Raw genomic sequence first — 23,176 nt, 5'->3', positions numbered from 1 at the left:
GACATGAGTTTCAAGAAAAACACCGACGTTCTTCTGAAGATCCGAGACCTGAAGATCCAGGGCTACTCGGACGAAACCTGGATCGACATCATCAAGGGTGTCGACCTGACCCTGCACCGCGGCGAGGTGATGGGCCTGATCGGGGAATCCGGGGCGGGCAAATCCACCATCGGCGCGGCCGCCATGGGCTATGCCCGGGACGGCACGCGGATCGTGGAGGGCTCGTCGATCGAGTTCGACGGGATCGAGCTGACCACCTCGACCGAGGGCGAGAAACGGGCGCTGCGCGGATCGCGCATCGCCTACGTGGCGCAGTCGGCGGCGGCGTCGTTCAACCCGGCGCACAAGCTGATCGACCAGCATACCGAAGCGCCCGTGCAGTACCGCATCAAGAAGCGGCTGGAGGCGCAGGAGGACGCGATCGAGCTCTATGAGCGGTTGCGCCTGCCCAACCCCGGCGAGATCGGGTTTCGGTATCCGCACCAGGTGTCGGGCGGTCAGTTGCAGCGGGCGATGACGGCGATGGCGATGTCGTGCCGGCCCGACCTGATCATCTTTGACGAGCCGACCACGGCGCTGGACGTGACCACGCAGATCGAGGTGCTGGCGGCCATTCGCGATATCGTGGACCAGTTCAACACCGCGGCGATCTACATCACGCACGATTTGGCCGTGGTGGCGCAGATGGCCGACACGATCAAGGTGCTGTTGCGGGGTGAAGAGGTGGAGGAGGCGCCCACGGACCAGATGCTGGAGAATCCGCAGGAGGATTATACCAAGTCGCTCTGGGCCGTGCGCAGCTTTACCAGCGAGCAGAAGCATCGCCCGACGGATGGCACCCCGCCGCTGATTTCGGTCAAGAACGTGGACGCGTCCTATTCCAACGGGCCGAAGATCCTGGATGACGTGTCGTTCGACATCTACCAGGGGATGACGGTGGCCGTGGTGGGCGAATCCGGGTCGGGCAAGTCCACGACCGCGCGGGTGATCACCGGGCTGTTGCCGCCCTCGAAAGGCGAGGTGCTGTTCAAGGGAGAGCCGTTCCCGGCCAGTTACAAGGACCGCTCGAAGGACCAGTTGCGGCAGTGCCAGATGATTTACCAGATGGCCGATACGGCGCTGAACCCCAAGGTGCAGATTTCGGAGATCATCGGGCGGCCGGCGCAGTTCTATTCGGGGCTTAAGGGCACGGCGCTGAAGACGCGGGTGGATGAACTGTTGGACCTGATCGAGCTGGAGCCGTCGAAATACTACAACCGCTATCCGCCGGAACTGTCGGGTGGGCAGAAACAGCGGATCGGAATTGCCCGGGCGCTGGCGGCCGAGCCCAGTTTCATCGTCTGCGACGAGGTGACCTCGGCGCTGGATCAGCTGGTGGCGGAGGGCATCCTGCGGCTGCTGGACCGGCTGCAGAACGAGCTGAACCTGGCCTACATGTTCATCACCCACGACCTGGCGACGGTGCGGTCCATCGCCGACGAGGTGGTGGTGATGCAGAACGGGCAGGTGGTGGAGCAGGGGCCGAAGGACGACATGTTCACGCCGCCGCACCACCCATATACCGACCTGCTGCTGAGCTCGGTGCCGGAGATGGATCCGAACTGGCTGACCACGCTGCTGGAGGAACGCGGCGTCGACAATATCGGCGACGCGGCCTCGGCCAAGATCGACCCGGACGACGACAAGGTCGAGGGCACGCAGGTCTGAGACTGACCGCTATGAACAAAAAACGGCGCCCCGAAAATAGGGCGCCGTTTTTCGTTTTGGGGGACGGGTTTTGCGGAGGCTTGAGAGCGGGGCGTCTGTCATCCTCGGGCTTGACCCGAGGATCTCTCGGGGGGGCGAGGTCCCGGGTCAAGCCCGGGACGGGAGGTGATTTTGGCTTCGGTTCGGCACCCGGTTGACCGGCTCTGCGTTCAAGGCCGTCTCTACCCGGGCGCCCCACTCTCAGCCGGTGATGGCCATGCCCGACAGGACCATCGCGGCGACGATCAGGGCATAGACGATCACGACGGCCTGCCACGTGGCGCTGTGGGCCTGCAATTCGCGGATCAGTTGGTCACGGTTCATGGCGGGTATCCTTTTCAGAGACGCCAATGGCGCTAAACGACTAGCACGTTCAACGCCTAAAGGGGGTAGGTTCGGTTTTGGGCTGTGGCGCCGGGCGCCGGGGTGGTTCGGGTTAGCCGATGATGGCCGAGGCCGAGAAAATCAGCGTACCGACGAGGATACCGTAGACCAGGACCACCGATTGCCAGGTGGCACTATGCATACGAAGTTCCCGGTTCAATTCATCGCGGGTCATGATGGCCTCCTTTGGCTGGCGGTCGTTAAATATCGAGCGCGTCAGTGCGTTCGTACCATCCACCTAGTCAAAAATTATGACGGCGCAATCCTTATTCGTTTCGAATTCTATGAAAATTGTGCATAGCCGCTCTGGCCGCAGAGCATGGCTGCGACGATTCTGAAAAATATCATTATTTTCAGGGCCTTGCGCGGGGCGGCCCCGCGCGAGGCATTTGCGGTCAGGCGACGCCCTGTAGCGGCAATACCACAAGGTCGCCCTCTTGCCGGGCCTTCATGGCCAGTGCGGCGGCATGAGCGGCGGCTGCGGTCGTGTAATAGGGGATCTTGTCGTAGAGCGCAACCGAGCGAATCTCGCGGCTGTCCTCGACCGCCTGGATGCCCTCGGTGGTGTTCATCACGAGGCTGATCTGCCCGTCCTTGAGCATGTCCACGATGTCGGGGCGGCCTTCGTAGACCTTGTTGACGACCTCGCAGGCGATACCGTGCGCTTCGAGGAACGCGGCAGTGCCGCGGGTGGCGACGATGGCGAAGCCCAGATCGACGAGGATCTGAGCGGTTTCCACCAGCTGGGGCGTCTTGTCGTCGTCCTTGATCGAGAAGAACACCTTGCCGCCGTCGGGCAGCACGACGCCCGCGCCCATCTGCGCCTTGAGGAAGGCGCGGGGGAAGGAGACGTCCCAGCCCATGACCTCGCCCGTCGAGCGCATTTCCGGCCCCAGGATCGTGTCGACGCCGGGGAAGCGGGCGAAGGGCATCACCGCTTCCTTGACCGAGAACCACGGCATGGCGGGATCGGCGAGCGTCATCTGGTCGGCCATGGGCAGGGTGCCGGGCTTGGTATCCGACGGGTAGGCGCCGCGATGCGGGAAGGCCGAGAGCGGCTCGCCCGCCATGAGGCGCGCGGCGATGGAGGCGATGGCGCTATCCGTGGCCTTGGCGACGAAGGGCACGGTGCGGCTGGCGCGGGGGTTGACCTCGATCAGGTAGATGTCGTCGCCCTTGACGGCGAACTGCACGTTCATCAGGCCGACGACGTTCAGCGCCTTGGCCAGCGCGCGGGTCTGGCGGTCGATTTCGTCGATGATGGGTTGGCTGAGGGTGTGGGGCGGCAGGCAGCAGGCGCTGTCGCCAGAGTGCACGCCGGCCTCTTCGATATGTTGCAGGATGCCGGCGACGTGGACATCGGTGCCGTCCGACAGCGCATCGACGTCGCATTCGATGGCGCCGGAGAGGTAGCCGTCGAGCAGCACCGGGCTGTCGCCCGAGACGATCACGGCCTCGTTGATGTAGCGTTCCAACTGGCCCATGTCGCGGACGATTTCCATCGCGCGGCCGCCCAGAACGTAGGAGGGGCGGATGACCAGCGGGAAGCCGATCTCGTCGGCGATGGCCAGCGCCTCGGCGTCGGAATGGGCGATGCCGTTCTTGGGCTGCTTGAGGTTCAGCTGGTTGACCAGCGCCTGGAACCGCTCGCGGTCCTCGGCAAGGTCGATGGCGTCGGGCGTGGTGCCCAGGATCGGGATGCCCTCGGCCTCGAGGTCGTTGGCGAGTTTCAGGGGCGTCTGGCCGCCGAACTGGACGATGACGCCGTGCAGCGTGCCGTTGTCCTGCTCGACACGCAGGATTTCCATGACGTGCTCGAACGTCAGCGGCTCGAAGTAGAGCCGGTCGGAGGTGTCGTAGTCGGTCGAGACGGTCTCGGGGTTGCAGTTGACCATGATCGTCTCGTAGCCGGCATCCGTCAGCGCGAAACAGGCGTGGCAGCAGCAATAGTCGAACTCGATCCCCTGGCCGATGCGGTTGGGACCGCCGCCCAATATGACGACCTTCTTGCGGTCGGAGGGCCGCGCCTCGCATTCCACCTCGCCCATCATCGGGGCCTCGTAGGTGGAATACATGTAAGGCGTCTGGGCCTCGAATTCGGCGGCGCAGGTGTCGATGCGTTTGAACACGGCGACCACCCCCTGCGCGTGGCGGGCGCGGCGCACATCGGCCTCGGTAAAGCCCGTCAGTTTTGCCAGGCGGGCGTCGGTGAAGCCCATCATCTTCAGCCGGCGCAGGCCCTGTCCGTCGGTGGGCAGTCCGTCCTGCCGCACGGCTTCCTCTGCCTCGACGATTTCGCGGATGCGGGCGAGGAACCACGGGTCGAACTTGGTGGCGGCGAAGATCTCGTCATCGGTCAGGCCGTGGCGCATGGCCTGAGCGATGGTGCGCATCCGGTCGGGGGTCTGCTGGCTGATCGCCTTGATCACGGCGGTCTTTTCGGGGGCGCCGTCGATCTCGATCTCGTCGAAGCCGGTGAGGCCAGATTCCATCGACGCGAGCGCCTTTTGCAGCGATTCGTGGATGGTGCGGCCGATGGCCATGGCCTCGCCCACGGATTTCATCGCGGTGGTCAGGTAGGGCTGCGAGCCGGGGAATTTCTCGAAGGCGAATTTGGGGATCTTGGTGACGACATAGTCGATGGTCGGCTCGAAGCTGGCGGGCGTGACCTTGGTGATGTCGTTGTCGAGCTCGTCGAGCGTGTAGCCGACAGCGAGCTTGGCCGCGATTTTCGCAATCGGAAAGCCGGTGGCCTTGGACGCCAGCGCGGAGGAGCGGGAGACGCGCGGGTTCATCTCGATCACGACCATGCGGCCGTCCTCGGGGTTGATGGCCCATTGCACGTTGGAGCCGCCGGTTTCCACGCCGATCTCGCGCAGGACGGCGATGGAGCCGTTGCGCATGATCTGGTATTCCTTGTCGGTGAGCGTGAGGGCAGGCGCCACGGTGATCGAATCGCCGGTGTGCACGCCCATCGGGTCGACGTTCTCGATGGAGCAGACGATGATGGCGTTGTCGGCGCGGTCGCGGACGACCTCCATCTCGTATTCCTTCCAGCCCAAGAGCGACTCGTCTATCAGGATCTGGCTGACCGGGGAGGCGTCGAGGCCGGATTTGCAGTAATGTTCGTAATCGGCGCGGTTATAGGCCACGCCGCCGCCGGTGCCGCCAAGGGTGTAGGCGGGGCGGATGATGGCGGGCAGGCCCACATGTTCGAGCGCGGCCATGCACTCTTCCATGGTCTCGGCGATGGTGGCCTTGGGGTTTTCGATGCCCAGACGGTCCATCGCCTCGCGGAACAATTTGCGGTCCTCGGCCATCTCGATGGCCTCTCGGTTGGCGCCGATCAGCTCGACGCCGAATTTATCCAGCACGCCCATGTCGGCCACCGCGAGCGCGGTGTTGAGGCCGGTCTGGCCGCCCATGGTGGGCAGGAGCGCGTCGGGGCGTTCCTTTTCGATGATCTTGGCCACCACCTCGGGCGTGATTGGCTCGATATAGGTGGCGTCGGCCAGCCCTGGGTCGGTCATGATCGTGGCGGGGTTTGAATTGACGAGGATGACGCGGTAGCCTTCCTCACGCAGCGCCTTGCAGGCTTGGGCGCCGGAATAGTCGAACTCGCAGGCCTGCCCGATGATGATGGGGCCGGCACCGATGATCATGATGGACTTGATATCGGTTCTTTTCGGCATGTGATCCCCCGGTGCGGCGCAAATTGTTGGCCTTATATTCATTACGCCGGACAGCGCAAGGGGCATCGGTCTTTGCACGCGATGCGACGTATTTCGCAGTGCACTTGGCGGCGTGAACGCTTAGATAACCAGCCAAAGCGAGGGAATGTCTGTTGCGAATCCGTTTCGATCATGGCCCCGAGGGGGGCGAATGCGCGTTCGAGCGCCCGGTCGAGGTGATCCTGGCGCGGGAGGCGGAGGACGTGCCCGCCGCGCTGGAGGCGATGGACGCGGCGCGCGAGGCCGGCCTGTGGCTGGCGGGATTCGCGAGCTACGAGTTGGGCTATGCCTTGGAGCCGAAGCTGGCCCCGCTGATGCCGGGGCGGCGGCGGGTGCCGCTGTTGCAGTTCGGGGTCTTCGAGGGGCCGGGCGTGGCGGCGCCGTTGCCCGAACCCGAGGCGCATCTGGATCATTTCGTGCCGCTGTGGTCGGCGGCGCGGTATGAACAGGCGTTCGAGGCGGTTCATGCGCATATCTGCGCGGGCGATTTCTATCAGGCGAACCTGACATTCGCCTGCGCGATGGAAGCGGTGGGCGAGCCTGCCGCGCTATATGCCGCGCTGCACGCGGTGCAGCCGGTGCGCTTTGGCGCGCTGATAGAGGACGAGGGGCTGCCCGCGATCCTGTCACGCTCGCCCGAGCTGTTTTTCCGCACCGATGGGGCTGGGGGCATCGAGACCAAGCCGATGAAGGGCACCCAGCCGCGCAGCGAGGATGCCGAGGAGGATGCGCGGCGCTGCCGGTTCCTGATGGCGGATGAAAAGAACCAGGCCGAGAACCTGATGATCGTGGACCTGTTGCGCAACGACCTGGGGCGGATCTGCGAGATCGGCAGTATCGAGGTGCCGGAGCTGTTCACGGTGGAGAGCCTGGCGACGGTGCACCAGATGACCTCGCTCATTCGCGGGCGGATGCTGGAAGGGACGACGCTGTCCGGGATTTTCCGGGCGCTGTTTCCCTGCGGGTCGATCACGGGCGCGCCGAAGATTCGGGCGATGCAGATCCTGGCGGGGCTGGAGGACGGCGCGCGCGATGTCTATTGCGGCACCATCGGCTGGGCCGCGCCGGACGGGCGGTCGGAATTCAACGTGGCGATCCGCAGTTTGCTTGTGGAGGACGGACGTGCGACGCTGAACGTGGGTGGCGGCGTGGTCTATGACAGCACCGCCGCGTCGGAATACGAGGAAGCCCTATGGAAAGCCCGCTTTGCCCGCCGGCTGATCGCGGATTTCGCCTGATCGAGACAGGGCTGTGGACGCCCGATGAAGGCTTGCACCGCAAGGCGCTGCACCTGGAGCGGCTGCGGGCGAGCGCGGCGCGGCTGGGGATCGGGATCGACGGGCTGGACGCAGCGCTTGAGGCGGTCGAGGCGAGCGCGCCGCGGCGGCTGCGCCTGACGGTGGATGCGGGCGGGCAGGTAGAGGTCACCTTGCATGAGTTCACGCCCGAGCCGGAGGGACGGGCCTGGCGGCTGGCGGTGTCCGAGACGCGGCTAATCGCGACCGATCCGTGGTTGACGGTCAAGAGCACCGAGCGCGAGTTGTATGACCGGACGCGCGCGGAGTTGCCCGAGGGGGTGGAGGAAGTGATCTTTCTCAACTCGGATGGCGCGGTCTGCGAGGGGACGATCACCAATATTTTCGTTGACCGGGGCGACGGGTTGGAGACGCCATCGCTGAGTTGCGGTGTGTTGCCGGGTGTGCTGCGGGCGAGCTTGATCGCGGAGGGCCGGGCGCGGGAGGCGGTGCTGACGCCGGCCGACCTGGCCGGAGCGCGGGCGCTTTACGTGGGCAATGCGCTGCGCGGGTTGATCCCGGCGCGGCTGGACTGAGGGCTATTCCGCGGCGTGGCGCAGCTCTTCGGCAGCGGCGTCGCTGTAGAGATAGTCGCGGGTGAGTGGCACAGCGTCCTGCCGGCGCGAGAGCTGGAACTGGAACACGACCTGGCTGTTGTAGCGGAACGTCGCCTCGCAGGCGAGGAGGTAGTAGCGCCACATGCGGCAGAAGCGGTCGTCATAGAGTTCGCGGGCGCGGTCTATGTTGGCCATGAAGCGGTCGTACCAGTGGCACAGCGTTTCGGCGTAATGCAGGCGCCAGACCTCGATATCGCAGCTGTGCAGGTCGTTGACCTCGATCGCGCGGGTCGCCTCGGAGAGAGCGGGGCAATAGCCGCCGGGAAAGATGTATTTCAGGATCCACGGGTTCGTGGTGCCCGGCGGATCGGTATGGCCGATGGTGTGGATGAGGGCCACGCCATCCTCGGACAGAAGGTCGTGCACATTGCGGAAATATTCGCGGTAATGCGGCACGCCCACATGCTCGAACATGCCGACCGAGACGATGCGGTCGAAGGTGCCGGTGACGGCGCGGTAATCCATCAAGTGGAACTGTACCTTGTCGGAGAGGCCCGCCTCGGCGGCGCGCTTGGTGGCCAGGGCGTGCTGTTCCTCGGAGAGGGTGACCCCGACCACATGCGCGCCGTAGTCGCGCGCGAGCGTCAGCGCCATTCCGCCCCAGCCGCAGCCGATATCGAGCACGCGCATTCCGGGCTTGAGCAGCAGTTTGCGGGCGATGTGGTGTTTCTTGGCCTCCTGCGCCTCTTCCAGCGTCATGTCGGGGCGGGCGAAATAGGCGCAGGAATATTGCCGGTCCTTGTCGAGGAAGAGGTCGTAAAGCTCTCCCGAGAGGTCGTAGTGGTGGGCCACGTTCGCGCGTGCCCGCTTGGCCGGGTTGAACTGTTTCAGCCAGCGGCTGGCGTGGCGCATCAGGTCGAGCGGGCGGTGGAACCACGGGCTGCCCTGGCGGGCGATGTTGTCGACCGCGAGGCTGAGAAAACCGCGCAGATCGTCATCCGCGAGGGTGATCGTTCCGTCCATGTAGCCTTCGCCCACGGCCAGTTCGGGCGACAGGATGATGCGGCGGGGCAGGGCGGGGTCATGCAGGGTCATCGCCACGGAGGGCGTGCCGCCGTCACCGTAGCGGCGCGTCGTGCCGTCGGGATAGGTCAGGCTGAAATCGCCTTTGCGAAAGAGATGTGTAACGAACACATCGAGCAACTTGGTCCACATGGCTCACCCCATTTCTTCGCGCGCCCACAGCGGCGCCTACGTTGGTGTGAAACCTGCCAGTGTTGCGGTTTTCCCGCATGTTTTCCGCCCGATAGCCGGAATCTTTGCGCAAAATTAACTTTCTGTAAATGTTTTAAGATGCGGCCCGGTTCCGCCCGGGCGGGAAATAGCCTTGCAGGCCTTGACTTTGCCGCCCCGCCAAGGTGTATCGGCGCGAACCGAATTGCACGCGAAATGGGCAGTTTCAGCCGCCCGGAGAGGACCTCATGCACGCATATCGCAGCCATACCTGCGCCGAGCTGACGAAATCGAATGTCGGGGACACCGTTCGCCTGTCGGGCTGGGTGCACCGGATCCGGGACCATGGCGGGGTTCTGTTCATCGATTTGCGCGATCATTACGGCATGACGCAGGTGCTGTGCGATCCCGACAGCAAGGTGTTTTCCGAGGTCGAGAAACTGCGCAGCGAATGGTGCATCCGCATCGACGGCGAGGTGAAGGCGCGCGACGAGAGCCTGGTGAACCCCAAGATCCCCACCGGCGAGATCGAGGTGTTCATTCGGGATGTCGAGGTGCTGGGCAGCGCCAAGGAGCTGCCGCTGATCGTGTTCGGCGATCAGGAATACCCGGAAGAAACGCGACTGCGCTATCGCTATCTGGACCTGCGGCGCGAGGCGATGCAGGACAACATGAAGCTGCGCTCGGACGTGGTGGCCAGCATCCGCAAACGCATGTGGGACATCGGGTTCCGCGAGTACCAGACGCCGATCATCACCGCGTCCAGCCCCGAGGGGGCGCGCGACTTCCTGGTGCCGTCGCGCCTGCATCCGGGCAAGTTCTATGCGCTGCCGCAGGCGCCGCAGCAGTTCAAGCAGCTGATCATGGTCAGCGGGTTCGACAAGTATTTCCAGATCGCGCCGTGTTTCCGCGACGAGGACCCGCGCGCCGACCGCTCGCCCACGGATTTCTACCAGCTGGACATGGAGATGTCGTTCGTCGAGCAGCAGGACGTGTTCGACACGATCCAGCCGGTGATCAAGGGCCTGTTCGAGGAGTTCGGCGGCGGCAAGGCGGTGGACCAGGAGTGGGAGCAGATCTCCTACCGTGACGCGGCGCTGTGGTATGGCACCGACAAGCCGGACCTGCGCAACCCGATCAAGATGCAGGATGTGAGCGAGCATTTCCGCGGCTCGGGCTTTGCCATTTTCGCCAAGCTGCTGGAGCAGGACGGCACGGAAATTCGTGCCATTCCAGCGCCCACGGGCGGCAGCAGGAAATTCTGCGACCGGATGAATGCCTTTGCCCAGAAAGAGGGCCTGCCGGGGATGGGGTATATCTTCTGGCGGGAGGAAGGCGTCAGTGCAGACGGCGTCGTGTTCGATGCGAACGAGTATCCCCAAAGAAAAGGCGAGAGCAAAGAAGCTTGGGAAGAGAGAGTCGCCCGCGCAACTGATCAGTGGTCAACGAAACCTGAAGCCGCCGGGCCGCTGGCCAAGAATATCGGGCCGGAGCGGACGGAAGCCATTCGCGAACAACTGGACCTTGGCGTTGGGGATGCGGCGTTCTTCCTCGGCGGCAAGCCGGCCGCGTTCGAGCGGGTGGCGGGCAAGGCGCGGGTGACGATCGGCGAGGAACTGGGGCTGAGCGACGAGGACCGCTTTGCCTTTGCGTGGATCGTGGATTTCCCGATGTACGAGGCCGACGAGGAATCGGGCGAGATCGACTTTTCGCACAACCCGTTCTCGATGCCGCAGGGCGGGATCGAGGCGCTGGAGGGCGACCCGCTGAAGGTGCTGGGGTATCAGTATGACCTGAGCTGCAACGGCTATGAGCTGGTCAGTGGCGCGATCCGGAACCACAAGCTGGAGACGATGATCAAGGCGTTCGAGCTGGCGGGCTATGACGAGGCGGAAGTGCGCAAGCGGTTCGGCGGCATGGTCGGTGCGTTCCAGTACGGCGCGCCGCCGCACGGGGGCTGTGCTGCGGGGATCGACCGGATCGTGATGCTGCTGGCGGACGAGCAGAATATCCGCGAGGTGATCATGTTCCCGATGAACCAGCGGGCCGAGGACCTGATGATGAACGCGCCGAGCGAGCCGGCGAGTGATCAGTTGATGGAATTGGGCCTGCGGGTTTTGCCGCGCGAGCAGTGAAGTCGGGGCGCGTGGGTTTTCACCCACCCTACGGGTGACCGCCGCGTTAGAGGTCCCGGGTCAAACCCGGGACGGGGCAGGGGGCGGTTTTCACCCCATGCCCTTGTCTTCCAGTTCCTGTTTGGCGCTTTGCGATTTCTTCAGGTCGAGGCCCATGCCGCGCAGAACCGCGTCGGTCTTGGAGAACTGAAGGTCGGCATAGTCCACCACCTGGATGCGGTTGCCCCATGGGTCGCGCAGGTCGAGAAAGTCGGTCTCCATCACCTCGGCCCCGGCGGCGCGGGCGAGGTCGCGCACGCGGGACCGGTCGTCGACCACGAGGCCGAAGTGACGGTGTTCGTCGCGGGGTTGGGTCTTGCCTTCGAAAAGGCCGATGAACTGGTCACCCATGTCGAGGAAGACGTGTCCGTCGCCCCTTCCGCGCAGTTTGAAATCGAAAATGGCGCGCCAGAAGTCCAGCGCTGCATCGAGATCGCCGACTTCGAGTACGATGTGGTTGACGCCGACAAGGCGGGGTTTGTCCGGCACGCGGGGCTCCTTCAGTCTTCCAGGCTGTCTTCGCGCTTGTCGTCGATCAGGCCGCGTTCCTTGGACTTGCGTTTCTCGAAGCGTTCGCCGTAGCCTTCGATTTCGTCCTCGGGAATGACCTCCTGGGCGCGGGCGAAGACCTCGTCCTCTTCCTCGTCCATGTGGTGTTCGTAGTCGTGTTTCAGCGTCTTGAAGCGGGTGAGCCAGCCCGGTGAGGCCATGTCGCCCTCGTTCAGCTCTTCCATGATGTCGTCGAGCTGCTGGTGTTCGTGCACCGAGTGGCGGGCCGAATCCTGGCCCCAGGTCTTGGTCATGAGCTTGGAATAGAACGTCTCTTCCTCGGCCGCGGCATGCGATTTGACATCCTCGTAGAACTCCTTCCACGCGGACTTGCGATCGTCGCTGTCGCCGGAGGTGTCTTCGATCCGGTCAAGGAGGGCGCGGTGGTTGTCGTGGTCGGCGCGGATCGCGTCGTATATGCTGGGCATGGCTGGGCCTTTCGGTTTGCTGTCACACAGCAACGCGCCAGTGTCGGGCGGGTTCCGCCGCGGTGGGTGGCAAACCGCCGATCGCCTCGGACCCCGGCGTTCCGCCCTCGTGACATCTGGCGGGATCGCCCCCATATTCGAGGCCGTACCGACCGTTCCAACCTGAAAGGGAGTCGCATGCCTTTCGACCCGGCCCGCGCCGCCATTCGTTTCGGATGCGGACTGTCACCTTCGGTCGCGGCGCCCGAGACACCGGACGCCATGCTTGCGCTGCTGGCCGGGCCCGACAAGGCCGCCGCGGCGTTTCCCGCGCCCGGGTTCGAGGCCGTGCGGCAGGTTCACGCCGCGGTGAGCGATGCCAAGCGGCGGCGCCGCAGTGCCGAGAGGCAGGACAGGCGTGACGCGGCCCTCAAGGAGGAGCGTGCGCTGGTCCGTCAGTTGCGAACCGAGGCGGCGGGGTGGTTTCGCCAGACGGTATTGCGCCGCGTGACCACGGAGGACGGCCTGCGCGAGCGCCTGGTGGCATTCTGGGCCGATCACTTCACCGCGCGCGGCAAGGGCGGACCGCCGCGATTTGGCCAGGCAGGCTATGTCGAGGATGCGATCCGGCCGCATGTGGCGGGTCGGTTCGCGGACATGCTGAAGGCGGCGGCGACGCATCCGCTGATGCTGCTCTATCTCGACCAGACGCGATCGGTGGGCCCGAACAGCGCCGTCGTGACGAAGCGCGGCCGGGAGCTTGGCCTGAACGAGAACCTGGCGCGGGAAATGCTGGAACTGCATACGCTGGGCGTGGATGGCCCCTATGGCCAGGCCGACGTGCGACAGCTTGCGCAGGTGTTGACCGGGCTTGGCTATCAACGTGAAAAAGGGTTTGTCTTTCGCGCGAGATATGCCGAGCCGGGGCCGCTGGCATTCATGGGCCGAGACTATGGCGGCGAGGCGCCCGCCCTTGATCGCGTGATGGACGCGCTGGAGGACCTGGCTGCGCATCCGGCGACCGCGACGCACCTGGCGCGGAAACTGGCGGTGCATTTCTGTGGCGACACGCCGGATGCCGGGATGGTTGCGGCGATGGCCGAGGCGTACCGCGCGCAGGACGGGCAGCTGCTGCCGGTCTACGCGGCCATGCTGGAGCATCCCGCGGCCTGGTCCGAGGGCGTGGGCAACGTGAAACAACCAATGGATTTCGTCACGTCGGGCCTGCGGGCGCTGGATATCACGCCCCGGCACCTGCCGGCCAAACCCCGCGCGATCATGCGTCATATCATGAACCCGATGACGTTGATGGGCCAGACCTGGGGCGCGCCGCCCGGACCGGACGGTTGGCCCGAGGCGGACGCCGCCTGGATCACGCCGCAGCGCATGGCGGCGCGGCTGCAATGGGGCATGAGCGTGCCGTTCCGCATGATGCGCCAGCTGCCGGACCCGCGAGAGTTCGTCGAAACGGCACTCGGGCCGGATGTGCCGGAGGCGGTCCGCTTTGCCGCCGGGGCCGCCGAAACGCGGGCCGAGGGGATCGGGCTGGTCCTTGCCTCGCCCGCGTTCCAGAGATTTTAGGGAGACGTGCCGATGACAGTCACTTCACGCCGTGCCTTCATGAGCCGGAGCCTGGCGCTGGGCTGTTCGCTGGCAGCCAGCCCCCTGGTGACGCCGGTGACGATGGCAAGCGGGCCGTGGGATGCACGGCTGGTGGTGATCATCCTTCGCGGCGCGATGGACGGGCTGGATACGGTGCGCCCGCTGGGCGATCCCGGCTTTGCCGGGCTGCGCGACGGCATCCCTGAGGCGGGCCCCGACCTGGACGGGTTTTTCGGCCTGCACCCTGCGCTGTCGGGCCTGATGCCGCTCTGGGAGAAAGGGGAACTGGGCTTTGCTCATGCGGTGTCGACCCCGTACCGCGACAAGCGGAGCCATTTCGACGGGCAGGACATCCTGGAGGCCGGGACCGGACCGGATGCCGCGGGCCAGGCCCGGGACGGGTGGTTGAACCGGATGCTGCAAACCATGCCCGGCGTCACCAGCGAGACGGCCTATGCGGTGGGCCGCGAGGACATGCTGTTGTTGACGGGCGATGCGCCCGTGGCGAACTGGTCGCCCGAGGCGGCGCTGGCGCTGAGCCCGCAGGCGCAGCGCCTGCTGGAGCAGGTGATGCATGACGATCCGCTCTTTCGCGATTCGATCGACGAGGCGATCGCGCTGTCGCGGGCCGAGGTGATGGAGATGACCGGGGGCGAGGACTTGGACGCCGGCGCGATGATGAATGCGATGCAGGACAACATGCAGCCGACGCGGGAGGCCGACCGCGTCGGCAGCATCGTGCGCTTTGCCGCCGAGCGGTTGCGGCAGGAGAGCCGCATCGCCGCCTTTTCGCTCAACGGGTTCGACACGCATGCCCGGCAGGACCGGACGCTGCCGCGCGCGCTGGACCCGTTGCAGGAGGCGGTTCTGACCCTGCGGCAGGAACTGGGCGACGTTTGGGACAAGACCGCGGTTCTGGCGCTGACCGAGTTCGGGCGGACCGCGCGTTGGAACGGCAGCGGCGGCACCGATCACGGCACCGCGGGGGCGATGCTGCTGGCCGGGGGCGCGGTGCGCGGCGGGCGCGTTCTTTCCGACTGGCCGGGGCTGTCCGAGGCGGACCTGTACCAGCGGCGCGACCTGATGCCCACGCGCGACGTGCGCGCCTTCGCGGGCTGGGCGATGCGGGACCTCTTCGGCATGGACCGCGGCGTGATCGAGCGCACGATATTTCCGGGACTGGAGCTGGGGAGCGATCCGAAACTGACCTTGTAAGCTTTCGCTTTCCTCTTCGGTCAGGGTCTGCATAGTGTCCGCACAAAAGGACGATATGCCGATGACCGAAAAGCGCCCGGTTGGGCCGGAAATCCCGAATTGGACGGTGCCGCCCGCGCCGGACATGACGCCACTGGAAGGACGTTACGTGCGGCTGGAGGCGCTGGACGCCGACCGGCACGCGGCGATCCTGTTCAAGGCGTTCGACGGGAACGACTGGGTATGGGATTACATGCCGGTGGGGCCATTCGCCTCGGCGGCGCAGTTTCATCGGTGGATGCGCGACGAGACGGCCAAGGACACGATCCTTTTCTACGCTATCTACGACAAGGATGCCGGTGCCTATGGCGGCTTTGCGTCCTACCTGCGGATCAAGCCCGAGTCGGGGTCGATCGAGGTGGGGTTCATCGCGATGGCACCGCGGATGCAGCGGACCCGGGCGGCGACCGAGGCGATGTTCCTGATGATGCAATGGGCGTTCGAGGCGGGCTATCGCCGGTACGAATGGAAATGCGACGCGCTGAATGCGCCCTCAAGGCGGGCGGCGCAGCGGTTCGGTTTCAGCTTTGAAGGGGTGTTCGTGCAGGCGACCGTCGTGAAGGGGCGCAACCGGGACACGGCATGGTTCGCGGTGATCGACAAGGATTGGCCGGCGCTGCACGAAGCCTTCCAGTTCTGGCTGTCGCCGGATAATTTCGATGCGGAAGGCCGCCAGAAGGAGCGGCTGGCCGACCTGACCCGCCTGGTGCGCCGGGCGTCGGACCCGGCGCAGACCGTGTAGGCCAGGCCTGAAGCGTTTCGCGACAACCTGATGTGCAGCTTGCCCGCGAAACCCAGTACAACAGCCAACCGTTGCACGTGTTTCACCTTTCGCTGATGGCTCAGGTAAAAGGCGAAACGCTTCAGATCGCGAAGCTGCAGGTCAGCCGTGCCTTGACCATCTCGATGAGCGCCGGAACGGTCTCGGGCGTCACGCGCCCGCGCGCCCGGGCCGCCGCAAGATCGCTGGCGGCCTCGGCAAGGGCCGTGTCGTCGGCGCAGCGTGCGACACCATCGAGGAATTGCGCCACGTAATCCAGCATCGAGCCGTCGCGCCGCTCTTCCAGCAGGTCGGCGACGCGGGTCATGTCGTCACGATAGGCCATCGGATCGGGGGCGATGGTGACCTGCGGAACCTCGCGCGGTCCGGTCGGGCCGAAGCTGTCGGGCAGCGCGCCGAGAACCGCCTGCTGAAACGCGCCGAGGCTGTCCAACGGTTTTCCGAGAAAGCCATCGGCCCCGGCATTGATCGCCGCCTGGTGCAGCGAAGTGTTGCCGCTGAGGGCGAGCAGGCCGCTGACCCGCGGGATGGCGGACGAAAGCTCTGCGATCAGGTCGAGGCCAGAGCCGTCGGGCAGGCCAAGGTCGACGATCACGACCGAGGGGCGATAGACCGACAGGTGGCGTCGCGCCGAGCGCAGGCAATCGGCCCGCCGGATCCGCGCGCCGCTGCGCAGGCACATCAGGCGCATCGCCTCGCACGCATAGCGGCTGTCCTCGACCACGAGAATCGTCAGGCCGAGAAGCGGGCGTTGCGCGGTTGGTGTCTTGGTCAGGGTCAGGCTGTCAGTGTCGTCCATGGGGCTGCTCCTGGTGAGTGGCACATGCGGGAATGGGTCCCGAACAGGCTCGACGCTAAGCAGCCATGGCTAACGAAGGGTTAAGCAAGCGGCAAAAATTTCGCCGAAAAGGGTGCGAGGACGGCGGGGTTGCGTCGGCGTGTCGCTTGCCCCTGCGGCGCGAGAGGCCCATAACATGCGCAGAATCTGACAGACGAAGGGAGTGTGCCATGATCGGACGCCTGAACCACGTGGCCATCGCCGTGCCCGACCTGGAGGCAGCGGCGGACCAGTACCGCACTGCGCTGGGCGCCACTGTGGGCGCGCCGCAGGACGAGCCGGACCACGGGGTTACCGTGATCTTCATCGAACTGCCCAACACCAAGATCGAACTGCTGTATCCCCTGGGCGAGGACAGCCCGATCAACGGGTTCCTTGAAAAGAACCCGGCGGGGGGCATTCACCATGTCTGTTATGAGGTCGAGGACATTCTCGCGGCGCGCGACCACCTGAAGGAAAGCGGCGCGCGGGTGCTGGGCAGCGGCGAGCCCAAGATCGGCGCGCATGGCAAGCCGGTGCTGTTTTTGCATCCCAAGGATTTCAACGGCTGCCTCGTGGAACTGGAGCAGGTCTGATGGGAATCGCGTCGGGCATCGTTCTGTTTCTGGTGATCTGGTTCATGACCTTCCTGATCGCCCTGCCGATCCGCATCCAGACCCAAGGCGAGGCGGGTACGACGGTGGACGGCACGCACAAGGGCTCTCCCGAAAAGCATCACCTGCGCAAGAAGTTCATCATCGTGACAGGCGTGGCCTTCGTGCTGTGGGCGATTGCGGCTTACGTCATCCTGGGCGGAGTGATCACGGTGGAGGACATTGATTTCTTCGGCACCATGTCTGGGGCGCGCAACTGAGCGCATTCGGCATGCGGCACCAGGGCGTTAGAGCGGCAGGGCCGTGGTGTCCTTGATTTCCTCCATCACGAAGCTGGCGGAGACATCGCGCATCGGCACGCGGGCGACGAGGGTCTGGTAGAGCCGGTCGTAGTCGGCCATGTCGGCCACGCGGGCGCGGATCAGGTAATCGAGATCGCCGGTCATGCGGTAGACGCCCAAGATTTCGGGCATGGCGCGGGTGGCGCGGGCGAAGGTTTCGAGCCAGTGCGCGTCATGCTGGGCAGCGCGGACCTGGATGAAGACGGTTAGACCGAGGTTCAGCTTGGCGGCATCCAGAAGCGTGACGCGGGCGCGGATGATGCCGGCGTCTTCCATCGTCTTGATGCGCCGCCAGCAGGCGTTGCGCGAGAGGCCGACGCGGGTGCCGATTTCCTCCAGCCCAAGCGATGCGTCGCGTTGCAGTTCGTGTAGTATTTTCCGATCTAGATCGTCTATTTTCCACATGATGACATAATAGTGGGAAATCTTCTCGGATTAAAAGGATTTTGCTCAAAGATTGAGAAAACGTCTCGGCATGGCGCTGTTAAGGTGCTGGAAATTGAACAACAGGAGGCTTCCATGCTGGCGCGTCTTTTCCTTTCCCATCCGCAGAGCGTTGATGAAACCTATGTCGAACATGCCCGGTTCGCCGGATCGTTTAGTGTTAAACTATTTGCTGCGGGCTTCTGCGCGTTGGTGCATGCGGTCTTGCCGTTCGCGTTCGAGAAGACGGCCAGCCGGATGATCGCGGAGATGTACGCCAAGACGCATGGGCGCGGGGCGTAGGGGCCCGGTTCGGGGACGCGTGGGTTTTCACCCACCCTACGCGATGGGCCGGGTTTTATCCCGGCATCGTCATGAGGATCAATTCGCGATGTAGCGTTTGCGGTTGTGGTTGAAGGTGATCACAAGGTTGAGCACCAGCGCGCCCAGGAGCGACCAGCCCACCACGCTGAGCGGGAAGAGGAGGGCGGCGACGGTGAAGATCACCGCGTCGGTCATCAACTGCACATAGCCCGCGCGGAAGCCGATCTTCTCCTGCACCCAGAAGGCGACGACGCCAAGCCCGCCGAGCGAGCTTTTGTGCCGGAACATGGCCAGAAGGCCCATGCCCACCGTCGCCCCGAAGATCACGGCGCCGAGGGCGGGGTGCAGGTGGTCGATGGTGAAGCCGAGCGGCAGGAGGTCGGTGACGATGGACAGCAGGCCGACCGACACAAGTGACTTCACGGTGAATTCCAGCCCGAGCTTGCCATAGGCCAGCGCGTAGAACGGCAGGTTGATGAGAAAGAAAACCACCCCGAACGACCAGCCTGTGAGGTAGCTGAGAATTACGGCCACGCCGGCGGTCTGGCCGGTGATGAGGCCCACGGTGGTCAGGATGTGGATGCCGACCCCGCATAGGATGACGCCGAGGGCGATGCCCTGGGCGTCTTCGATCGGGGAGTGCGGTACTTTGGGCGGGTCGGTGCTGTCCATCCGTGTGAGATAGGGCAGGCACCCTGTCACTTCCATGTCAGCCCGCCATGATGCCTGAATTGGACGGGCCGCTGCCCGATTTAGTGGCGTGTCGTTCAAAGGATGAACAGGTCTTGTATGAAAAAGCCGCCCCGGTGTCGCGCCGGGGCGGCCTGATTTTCTGCAGTGGTGCCGGTTACTTGCCGATGATGCCGTTCAGCGTGGGGCTGGGGCGCATCACCGCGGCAAGGCGGCCTTCGTCGGGGTGGTAGTAGCCGCCGGTATCCGCCGGGCTGCCCTGGGCCGCGGCGAGTTCCGAGACGATCTGGTCCTCGTTCTCGGCCAGCGCCTTGGCCATCGGCGCGAATTCCTCGGCCAGCTTGGGATCGTCGGTTTGCGCGGCCAGTGCCTCGGCCCAGTAGCGGGCGAACCAGTAGTGGCTGTCGCGGTTGTCGGGCTCGCCCACTTTGCGCGAGGGCGAACGGTTGTGGTCGAGGATGCCTTGCGTCGCTTCCTCGATGGTCTCGCCGAGGATGCGGGCGCGGGCGTTGTCCTTGGTCTCGCCCAGGAACTTGAAGCTTTCGCCCAGGGCGCAGAATTCGCCAAGGCTGTCCCAGCGCAGGTGGTTTTCCGACTGCAGCTGTTGCACGTGCTTGGGCGCGGAGCCGCCGGCGCCGGTCTCGAACAGGCCGCCGCCGTTCATCAGCTTCACGATCGACAGCATCTTGGCCGAGGTGGCCAGTTCGAGGATGGGGAAGAGGTCGGTGAGGTAGTCGCGCAGCACGTTGCCGGTGATGGCGATGGTGTTTTCGCCCTTGGTGATGGTTTCCAAGCTGGCGCGGGTGGCCTCGCGCGGGGCCATGATCTCGAACTTGTCGGCGACGCCCTTGGCTTCCAGGATCGGCTTCACGAAGGAGATGAGCTCGGCATCGTGGGCGCGGGTCTTATCCAGCCAGAAGATCGCGCGGTAGCCGGTGGCCTTCTGCCGTTCGATGGCAAGGTTCACCCAGTCCTCGATGGGCGCCTTGCGGGCCGAGGCGGAGCGCCAAATGTCGCCTTTCTTGACTTCGTGCGAATGCAGAACGGTGCCGTCTTCGAGGATCATCTTGACGGTGCCGTCCTCGGGGATCTCGAAGGTGGTGGGGTGGGAGCCGTATTCTTCGGCCTTTTGCGCCATCAGGCCCAGGTTCTGGACGGTGCCGGCGGTGGCGGGGTCGAGTTTTCCGTTTTCCTTGAAGAACTTGATGCTCTCGTCATAGACCGGCGCGTAGGAACTGTCGGGGATGACGCAGACGGCATCGTGTTCCTTGTTGTCCGGACCCCATCCCTTGCCGCCCGAGCGGATGAGGGCGGGCATGGAGGCGTCGATGATGACGTCCGAGGGCACGTGCAGGTTGGTGATACCGCGGTCGCTGTCGACCATGTACATGGGCGGGCGTGCCGCGCGGCAATCCTCGATGGCGGCCATGATTTCGGCGTCGTCCTTGACCCGTTCCAGAAGGTCGCCCATGCCGGAGGCGGGGTTGACGCCCAGTTCCTTCATCCGGTCGCCGTACTTTTCGAACACCGGCTTCAGCCACTCCTTGACCGCGTGGCCGAAGATGATGGGGTCGGAGACCTTCATCATGGTGGCCTTCAGGTGGATCGAGAAGAGGACGCCCTCTTCCTTGGTCTTCTTGATTTCCTCGGCGAGGAAGGCATCCAGCGCGGAGGCACTCATGTAGGTGGCGTCGACCACGGTGCCAGCGGGATAGCTGACACCGTCCTTGAGGACAGTTTCGCCGTTGGCTCCTTCCAGCACGATTTTGGCGGTGGCGGCGCCGTCGAGCGTGGCGGATTTCTCGTTCGAGAAGAAATCATCGGCATCCATCGAGGCGACGCGCGTCTTGCTGTCGGACGACCAGTCACCCATGCGGTGCGGGTTGTTCTGAGCGTATTTCTTGACCGGCGCGGCGGCGCGGCGGTCGGAGTTGCCCTCACGCAGGACGGGGTTCACGGCCGAGCCTTTGATGGCATCGTAGCGGGCGCGGACCTCTTTTTCCGCGTCGGTTTCGGGTGTCTCGGGATAGTCGGGGATATCATATCCCTGGCCCTGAAGTTCGCGCACGGCGGCGACGAGCTGCGGCACGGAGGCCGAGATGTTGGGCAGCTTGATGACGTTGGCGCCGGGTTGCTTGACCAGTTCGCCCAGGGCGGCGAGGTCGTCGGAGACGCGCTGATCCTCGGTCAGGTGATCGGGGAAGGTGGCGAGAATGCGGCCTGCCAGCGAGATGTCGCGGGTGCCGACGGTGATGTCGGCGGCGGTGGCGAAGCTCTGGATGATGGGCAGGAGGGACGCACTGGCCAGTTCGGGGGCCTCGTCGACCTTGGTGTAGATGATATCGGGAGTGGAGGTGTCGGCCATCGGAAATACCTTTCGATCAGGACATGACAAAGCGTGAGTCTTGCGCGCGTCATAGACCATGATTGCGGTTTTGACCAGACGGTATGCGACAGTATACCGATTAAATTCCGGGCGCTCAGTGCGGCGGGCTCTGCTCTCGGTCGAGCTTGCGCATGAACTGCGTCAGCAGGAGGGCGAGGCTGGCAAAACTCGCGACGCCGATCAGCAAGGGTAGGGGGGTGCCGTTGAAGGCGAGGCCCACCGGGACGGCCAGCAGGATGGAGCCCACCGTGGCAAGGCCCGCCGTGATCGACGCGGCCATGCCGGCGATATGGCCCAAGGGTTCGAGCGCCAGGGCGTTGAGGTTGCCGAGCGTCAGACCGATCTGGAAGAATACCGTGACCTGCCAGACGAAATAGATCGGGAAGCTGCCGAAGCCCGCGAGGAAGGCGGCGAGCACGGCGAGGGTCAGCCCGGCCTCGATCATCAGGGCCATCTGGATCAGGCGGCGCATGCCCAGACGCATCACCAGCGCGGCGTTCACCACGCTGCCCAGTGCCGCGACGGCGGCGATGGCGGCGAACCAGAACGGGAATTCCTCGGCCCGGTCATAGGTCACGTCCATGATCTGCTGGATCGAACTGACCGAGGAAAAGAGCATGGCGAAACAGAGCGTCTGCACGGCCATCGAGAGGCGCACCATGGGATAGCGGAAGACCTCGGCGGCGGCGGCGAGCAGCTTTTTCGGACGGAAGGAGGCGCGGCGCTCTAGGGGCAGCGGCTCGACCAGGCGGGTGGCCATCCAGACCACGCTGATCCCCGAGAACACGAGGAAGGAGATGAAGATGCCGCGCCATTCGAAGAGGCTGATGATGCCGGCGCCGGCCATGGGCGCGATGGCCGGGACGAGGGTGAAGACCAGCATGATGAAGCTCATCAGCCGGGCCATTTCGCGGCCCTTGTAGAGGTCGCGGATGATGGCCATTGCCACGACCCGGGCCGCGGCGGCACCGAGGCCCTGAAGCACGCGGGCGGCCAGCACGGTTTCGAGCGTGGGGGCCAGAAGGGCCAGCAGCGCGCCGGCGCAATAAACGCCCGCGCCGTAGGTGATGACCCGCTTGCGCCCGTAGGCATCCGACAGCGCGCCGACGAAGAACGTGCCGAAGCCGAGGCCCAGCACGAAGCTGCCGATCACCAGCTGGGCGCGGTTGGGTGCGTCCGGCGACAGTTCGGTTCCGATGGCGGGCATGGCGGGGAGCATGGCGTCGATGGAATAGGCCACCGTGGCCACCAGCATCGCCATGAGCGCCACGAATTCGGCCCGCCCCATGACGGGCGTGGTGGCGGTGGCGGGATGGTCGGTGGGGGCGGTCATGAACGGGCGCTATCATGGCACCGGGATGTGCGCCAGAGCGGGATTTGCACAGAAGTCCCGCCGTTTTCGCACAAGTGCGTCAGTCGCCGGGCCGGCGGTCAATATTGGCTTGCGTGCCTTCTTCGTCCGAGGGCCGGGGCGGGCCGTGATGCAGCTTGCCCACGAGCCATTCGGTGTGTTCCTCGCGCTTGCGCATGGCGAATGCGCCGATCTGTTGCACGGCGATGGCGAAGACACCAAGGCCCACGAAGATGAAGATCGTCGTGCCGATCTTGCCCGCGGCCGTGGCCGGAACCAGGCTGCCGTAGCCGACGGTGGACAGGGTAATGACGGTGAAGAAATAGCTGTCGAGCCAGCTCCAGCCTTCGACCAGATGGAAAAAGACGGTGCCGCCGATGATGATGGCCGGCAGGGTCGAGAGAAGCAGGAGAAGTCGCAATCCGCGCATGTCAGCCCTCGTGTCGGTGTCGCCGGTCCCAAAGGAACAGGGATGCGGCGTCGATGGCAAGGGGGCAGGCGGGTGCCGGGGTCATGC

General features: G+C 64.9%; 22 protein-coding genes. 10 read left to right on the top strand and 12 right to left on the bottom strand.

Translation table 11 applies throughout. The features are described from left to right. Nucleotides 1-3: 3 nt before the first annotated feature. Nucleotides 4-1,707: an ABC transporter ATP-binding protein gene (locus tag ACQY4V_RS12960; protein ID WP_428512315.1), complete on the top strand. Its 1,704-nt coding sequence runs from the start codon at nucleotides 4-6 to the stop codon at nucleotides 1,705-1,707. Between the two features lie 240 nt (nucleotides 1,708-1,947). Here ACQY4V_RS12960 and ACQY4V_RS12955 read toward each other — a convergent pair whose 3' ends face one another. The 3 genes from ACQY4V_RS12955 to carB all read right to left on the bottom strand — a co-directional run bounded on the left by ACQY4V_RS12955 (nucleotide 1,948) and on the right by carB (nucleotide 5,822). Then, a complete protein-coding gene (locus ACQY4V_RS12955) occupies nucleotides 1,948-2,070 on the bottom strand; it encodes a hypothetical protein (RefSeq protein WP_268873930.1) in 123 nt (40 codons plus the stop codon). A 112-nt stretch (nucleotides 2,071-2,182) separates the two neighbouring features. Continuing rightward, nucleotides 2,183-2,305 carry a hypothetical protein gene (locus ACQY4V_RS12950; RefSeq protein ID WP_302848996.1) on the bottom strand — a complete coding sequence of 41 codons (123 nt, stop codon included), beginning with the start codon at nucleotides 2,303-2,305 and terminating at the stop codon, nucleotides 2,183-2,185. Nucleotides 2,306-2,525: 220 nt separating this feature from the next. After that, a complete protein-coding gene (gene carB / locus ACQY4V_RS12945) occupies nucleotides 2,526-5,822 on the bottom strand; it encodes a carbamoyl-phosphate synthase large subunit (RefSeq protein ID WP_428512312.1) in 3,297 nt (1,098 codons plus the stop codon). Between the two features lie 152 nt (nucleotides 5,823-5,974). Here carB and ACQY4V_RS12940 point away from each other — a divergent pair, with 152 nt between their 5' ends. Both ACQY4V_RS12940 and ACQY4V_RS12935 read left to right on the top strand, forming a co-directional pair. After that, entirely contained in the window at nucleotides 5,975-7,099 is a 1,125-nt protein-coding gene (locus ACQY4V_RS12940; RefSeq protein WP_428512310.1) for an aminodeoxychorismate synthase component I, read from the top strand. After that, entirely contained in the window at nucleotides 7,054-7,692 is a 639-nt protein-coding gene (locus ACQY4V_RS12935; protein WP_428512308.1) for an aminotransferase class IV family protein, read from the top strand. Before ACQY4V_RS12940 ends, ACQY4V_RS12935 begins: the two co-directional genes overlap by 46 nt. Before the next feature lie 3 nt (nucleotides 7,693-7,695). Here ACQY4V_RS12935 and ACQY4V_RS12930 read toward each other — a convergent pair whose 3' ends face one another. Next, the gene (locus ACQY4V_RS12930; protein ID WP_428512306.1) at nucleotides 7,696-8,928 is read right to left on the bottom strand and encodes a class I SAM-dependent methyltransferase; all 1,233 of its coding nucleotides are present in this window, start codon (nucleotides 8,926-8,928) and stop codon (nucleotides 7,696-7,698) included. Nucleotides 8,929-9,194: 266 nt separating this feature from the next. On the opposite strand from ACQY4V_RS12930, the gene aspS reads away from it, so the two are divergent. Further along, nucleotides 9,195-11,081 (top strand): aspartate--tRNA ligase, encoded by a 1,887-nt coding sequence (gene aspS, locus ACQY4V_RS12925; RefSeq protein WP_428512304.1) that lies wholly within the window; start codon nucleotides 9,195-9,197, stop codon nucleotides 11,079-11,081. Between the two features lie 90 nt (nucleotides 11,082-11,171). On the opposite strand, the gene ACQY4V_RS12920 is transcribed toward aspS, so the two are convergent. Together ACQY4V_RS12920 and ACQY4V_RS12915 are read right to left on the bottom strand one after the other, a co-directional pair. Then, nucleotides 11,172-11,609: a VOC family protein gene (locus tag ACQY4V_RS12920; RefSeq protein WP_428512302.1), complete on the bottom strand. Its 438-nt coding sequence runs from the start codon at nucleotides 11,607-11,609 to the stop codon at nucleotides 11,172-11,174. Nucleotides 11,610-11,620: 11 nt separating this feature from the next. Next, complete coding sequence (locus tag ACQY4V_RS12915) at nucleotides 11,621-12,097, bottom strand: hemerythrin domain-containing protein (protein WP_428512300.1); 477 nt, start codon at nucleotides 12,095-12,097, stop codon at nucleotides 11,621-11,623. A 177-nt stretch (nucleotides 12,098-12,274) separates the two neighbouring features. Between ACQY4V_RS12915 and ACQY4V_RS12910 the strand changes: the two genes are divergently transcribed. The 3 genes from ACQY4V_RS12910 to ACQY4V_RS12900 all read left to right on the top strand — a co-directional run bounded on the left by ACQY4V_RS12910 (nucleotide 12,275) and on the right by ACQY4V_RS12900 (nucleotide 15,674). Then, nucleotides 12,275-13,657, top strand: coding sequence for a DUF1800 domain-containing protein (locus ACQY4V_RS12910; RefSeq protein WP_428512298.1), 1,383 nt, complete (start codon nucleotides 12,275-12,277; stop codon nucleotides 13,655-13,657). Between the two features lie 12 nt (nucleotides 13,658-13,669). Next, nucleotides 13,670-14,893 carry a DUF1501 domain-containing protein gene (locus ACQY4V_RS12905; RefSeq protein WP_428512296.1) on the top strand — a complete coding sequence of 408 codons (1,224 nt, stop codon included), beginning with the start codon at nucleotides 13,670-13,672 and terminating at the stop codon, nucleotides 14,891-14,893. Nucleotides 14,894-14,954: 61 nt separating this feature from the next. After that, entirely contained in the window at nucleotides 14,955-15,674 is a 720-nt protein-coding gene (locus ACQY4V_RS12900; protein WP_428512294.1) for a GNAT family N-acetyltransferase, read from the top strand. Nucleotides 15,675-15,795: 121 nt separating this feature from the next. Here the strand turns inward: ACQY4V_RS12900 and ACQY4V_RS12895 are convergent, their stop codons facing one another. Further along, the gene (locus ACQY4V_RS12895; RefSeq protein WP_428512292.1) at nucleotides 15,796-16,512 is read right to left on the bottom strand and encodes a response regulator; all 717 of its coding nucleotides are present in this window, start codon (nucleotides 16,510-16,512) and stop codon (nucleotides 15,796-15,798) included. A 209-nt stretch (nucleotides 16,513-16,721) separates the two neighbouring features. Between ACQY4V_RS12895 and mce the strand changes: the two genes are divergently transcribed. Both mce and ACQY4V_RS12885 read left to right on the top strand, forming a co-directional pair. Further along, entirely contained in the window at nucleotides 16,722-17,126 is a 405-nt protein-coding gene (gene mce, locus ACQY4V_RS12890) for a methylmalonyl-CoA epimerase (RefSeq protein WP_428512290.1), read from the top strand. Further along, entirely contained in the window at nucleotides 17,126-17,404 is a 279-nt protein-coding gene (locus ACQY4V_RS12885) for a DUF1467 family protein (protein WP_152493506.1), read from the top strand. Before mce ends, ACQY4V_RS12885 begins: the two co-directional genes overlap by 1 nt. A gap of 27 nt (nucleotides 17,405-17,431) precedes the next feature. Here the strand turns inward: ACQY4V_RS12885 and ACQY4V_RS12880 are convergent, their stop codons facing one another. Then, nucleotides 17,432-17,890, bottom strand: a complete 459-nt coding sequence (locus ACQY4V_RS12880; RefSeq protein ID WP_428512288.1) for an Lrp/AsnC family transcriptional regulator — start codon at nucleotides 17,888-17,890, stop codon at nucleotides 17,432-17,434. A gap of 12 nt (nucleotides 17,891-17,902) precedes the next feature. On the opposite strand from ACQY4V_RS12880, the gene ACQY4V_RS12875 reads away from it, so the two are divergent. Continuing rightward, complete coding sequence (locus ACQY4V_RS12875) at nucleotides 17,903-18,211, top strand: DUF6356 family protein (protein ID WP_428512286.1); 309 nt, start codon at nucleotides 17,903-17,905, stop codon at nucleotides 18,209-18,211. A 78-nt stretch (nucleotides 18,212-18,289) separates the two neighbouring features. Here the strand turns inward: ACQY4V_RS12875 and ACQY4V_RS12870 are convergent, their stop codons facing one another. From ACQY4V_RS12870 to ACQY4V_RS12855, 4 genes are all read right to left on the bottom strand, one after another. Further along, nucleotides 18,290-18,904, bottom strand: coding sequence for a YitT family protein (locus ACQY4V_RS12870; protein WP_428517239.1), 615 nt, complete (start codon nucleotides 18,902-18,904; stop codon nucleotides 18,290-18,292). A gap of 175 nt (nucleotides 18,905-19,079) precedes the next feature. After that, the gene (locus tag ACQY4V_RS12865; RefSeq protein WP_428512284.1) at nucleotides 19,080-21,287 is read right to left on the bottom strand and encodes an NADP-dependent isocitrate dehydrogenase; all 2,208 of its coding nucleotides are present in this window, start codon (nucleotides 21,285-21,287) and stop codon (nucleotides 19,080-19,082) included. A gap of 115 nt (nucleotides 21,288-21,402) precedes the next feature. Further along, the gene (locus tag ACQY4V_RS12860; RefSeq protein WP_428512282.1) at nucleotides 21,403-22,641 is read right to left on the bottom strand and encodes an MFS transporter; all 1,239 of its coding nucleotides are present in this window, start codon (nucleotides 22,639-22,641) and stop codon (nucleotides 21,403-21,405) included. A 79-nt stretch (nucleotides 22,642-22,720) separates the two neighbouring features. After that, nucleotides 22,721-23,089 (bottom strand): potassium channel family protein, encoded by a 369-nt coding sequence (locus tag ACQY4V_RS12855; protein ID WP_428512280.1) that lies wholly within the window; start codon nucleotides 23,087-23,089, stop codon nucleotides 22,721-22,723. Between the last annotated feature and the right edge of the window lie 87 nt (nucleotides 23,090-23,176).

The organism is Roseovarius sp. (assembly GCF_965277045.1).
Classification (GTDB): domain Bacteria; phylum Pseudomonadota; class Alphaproteobacteria; order Rhodobacterales; family Rhodobacteraceae; genus Roseovarius.
The sequence above is the reverse complement of the archived record's forward strand: the minus strand, read 5'-3'. Positions and strand labels throughout refer to the sequence as shown.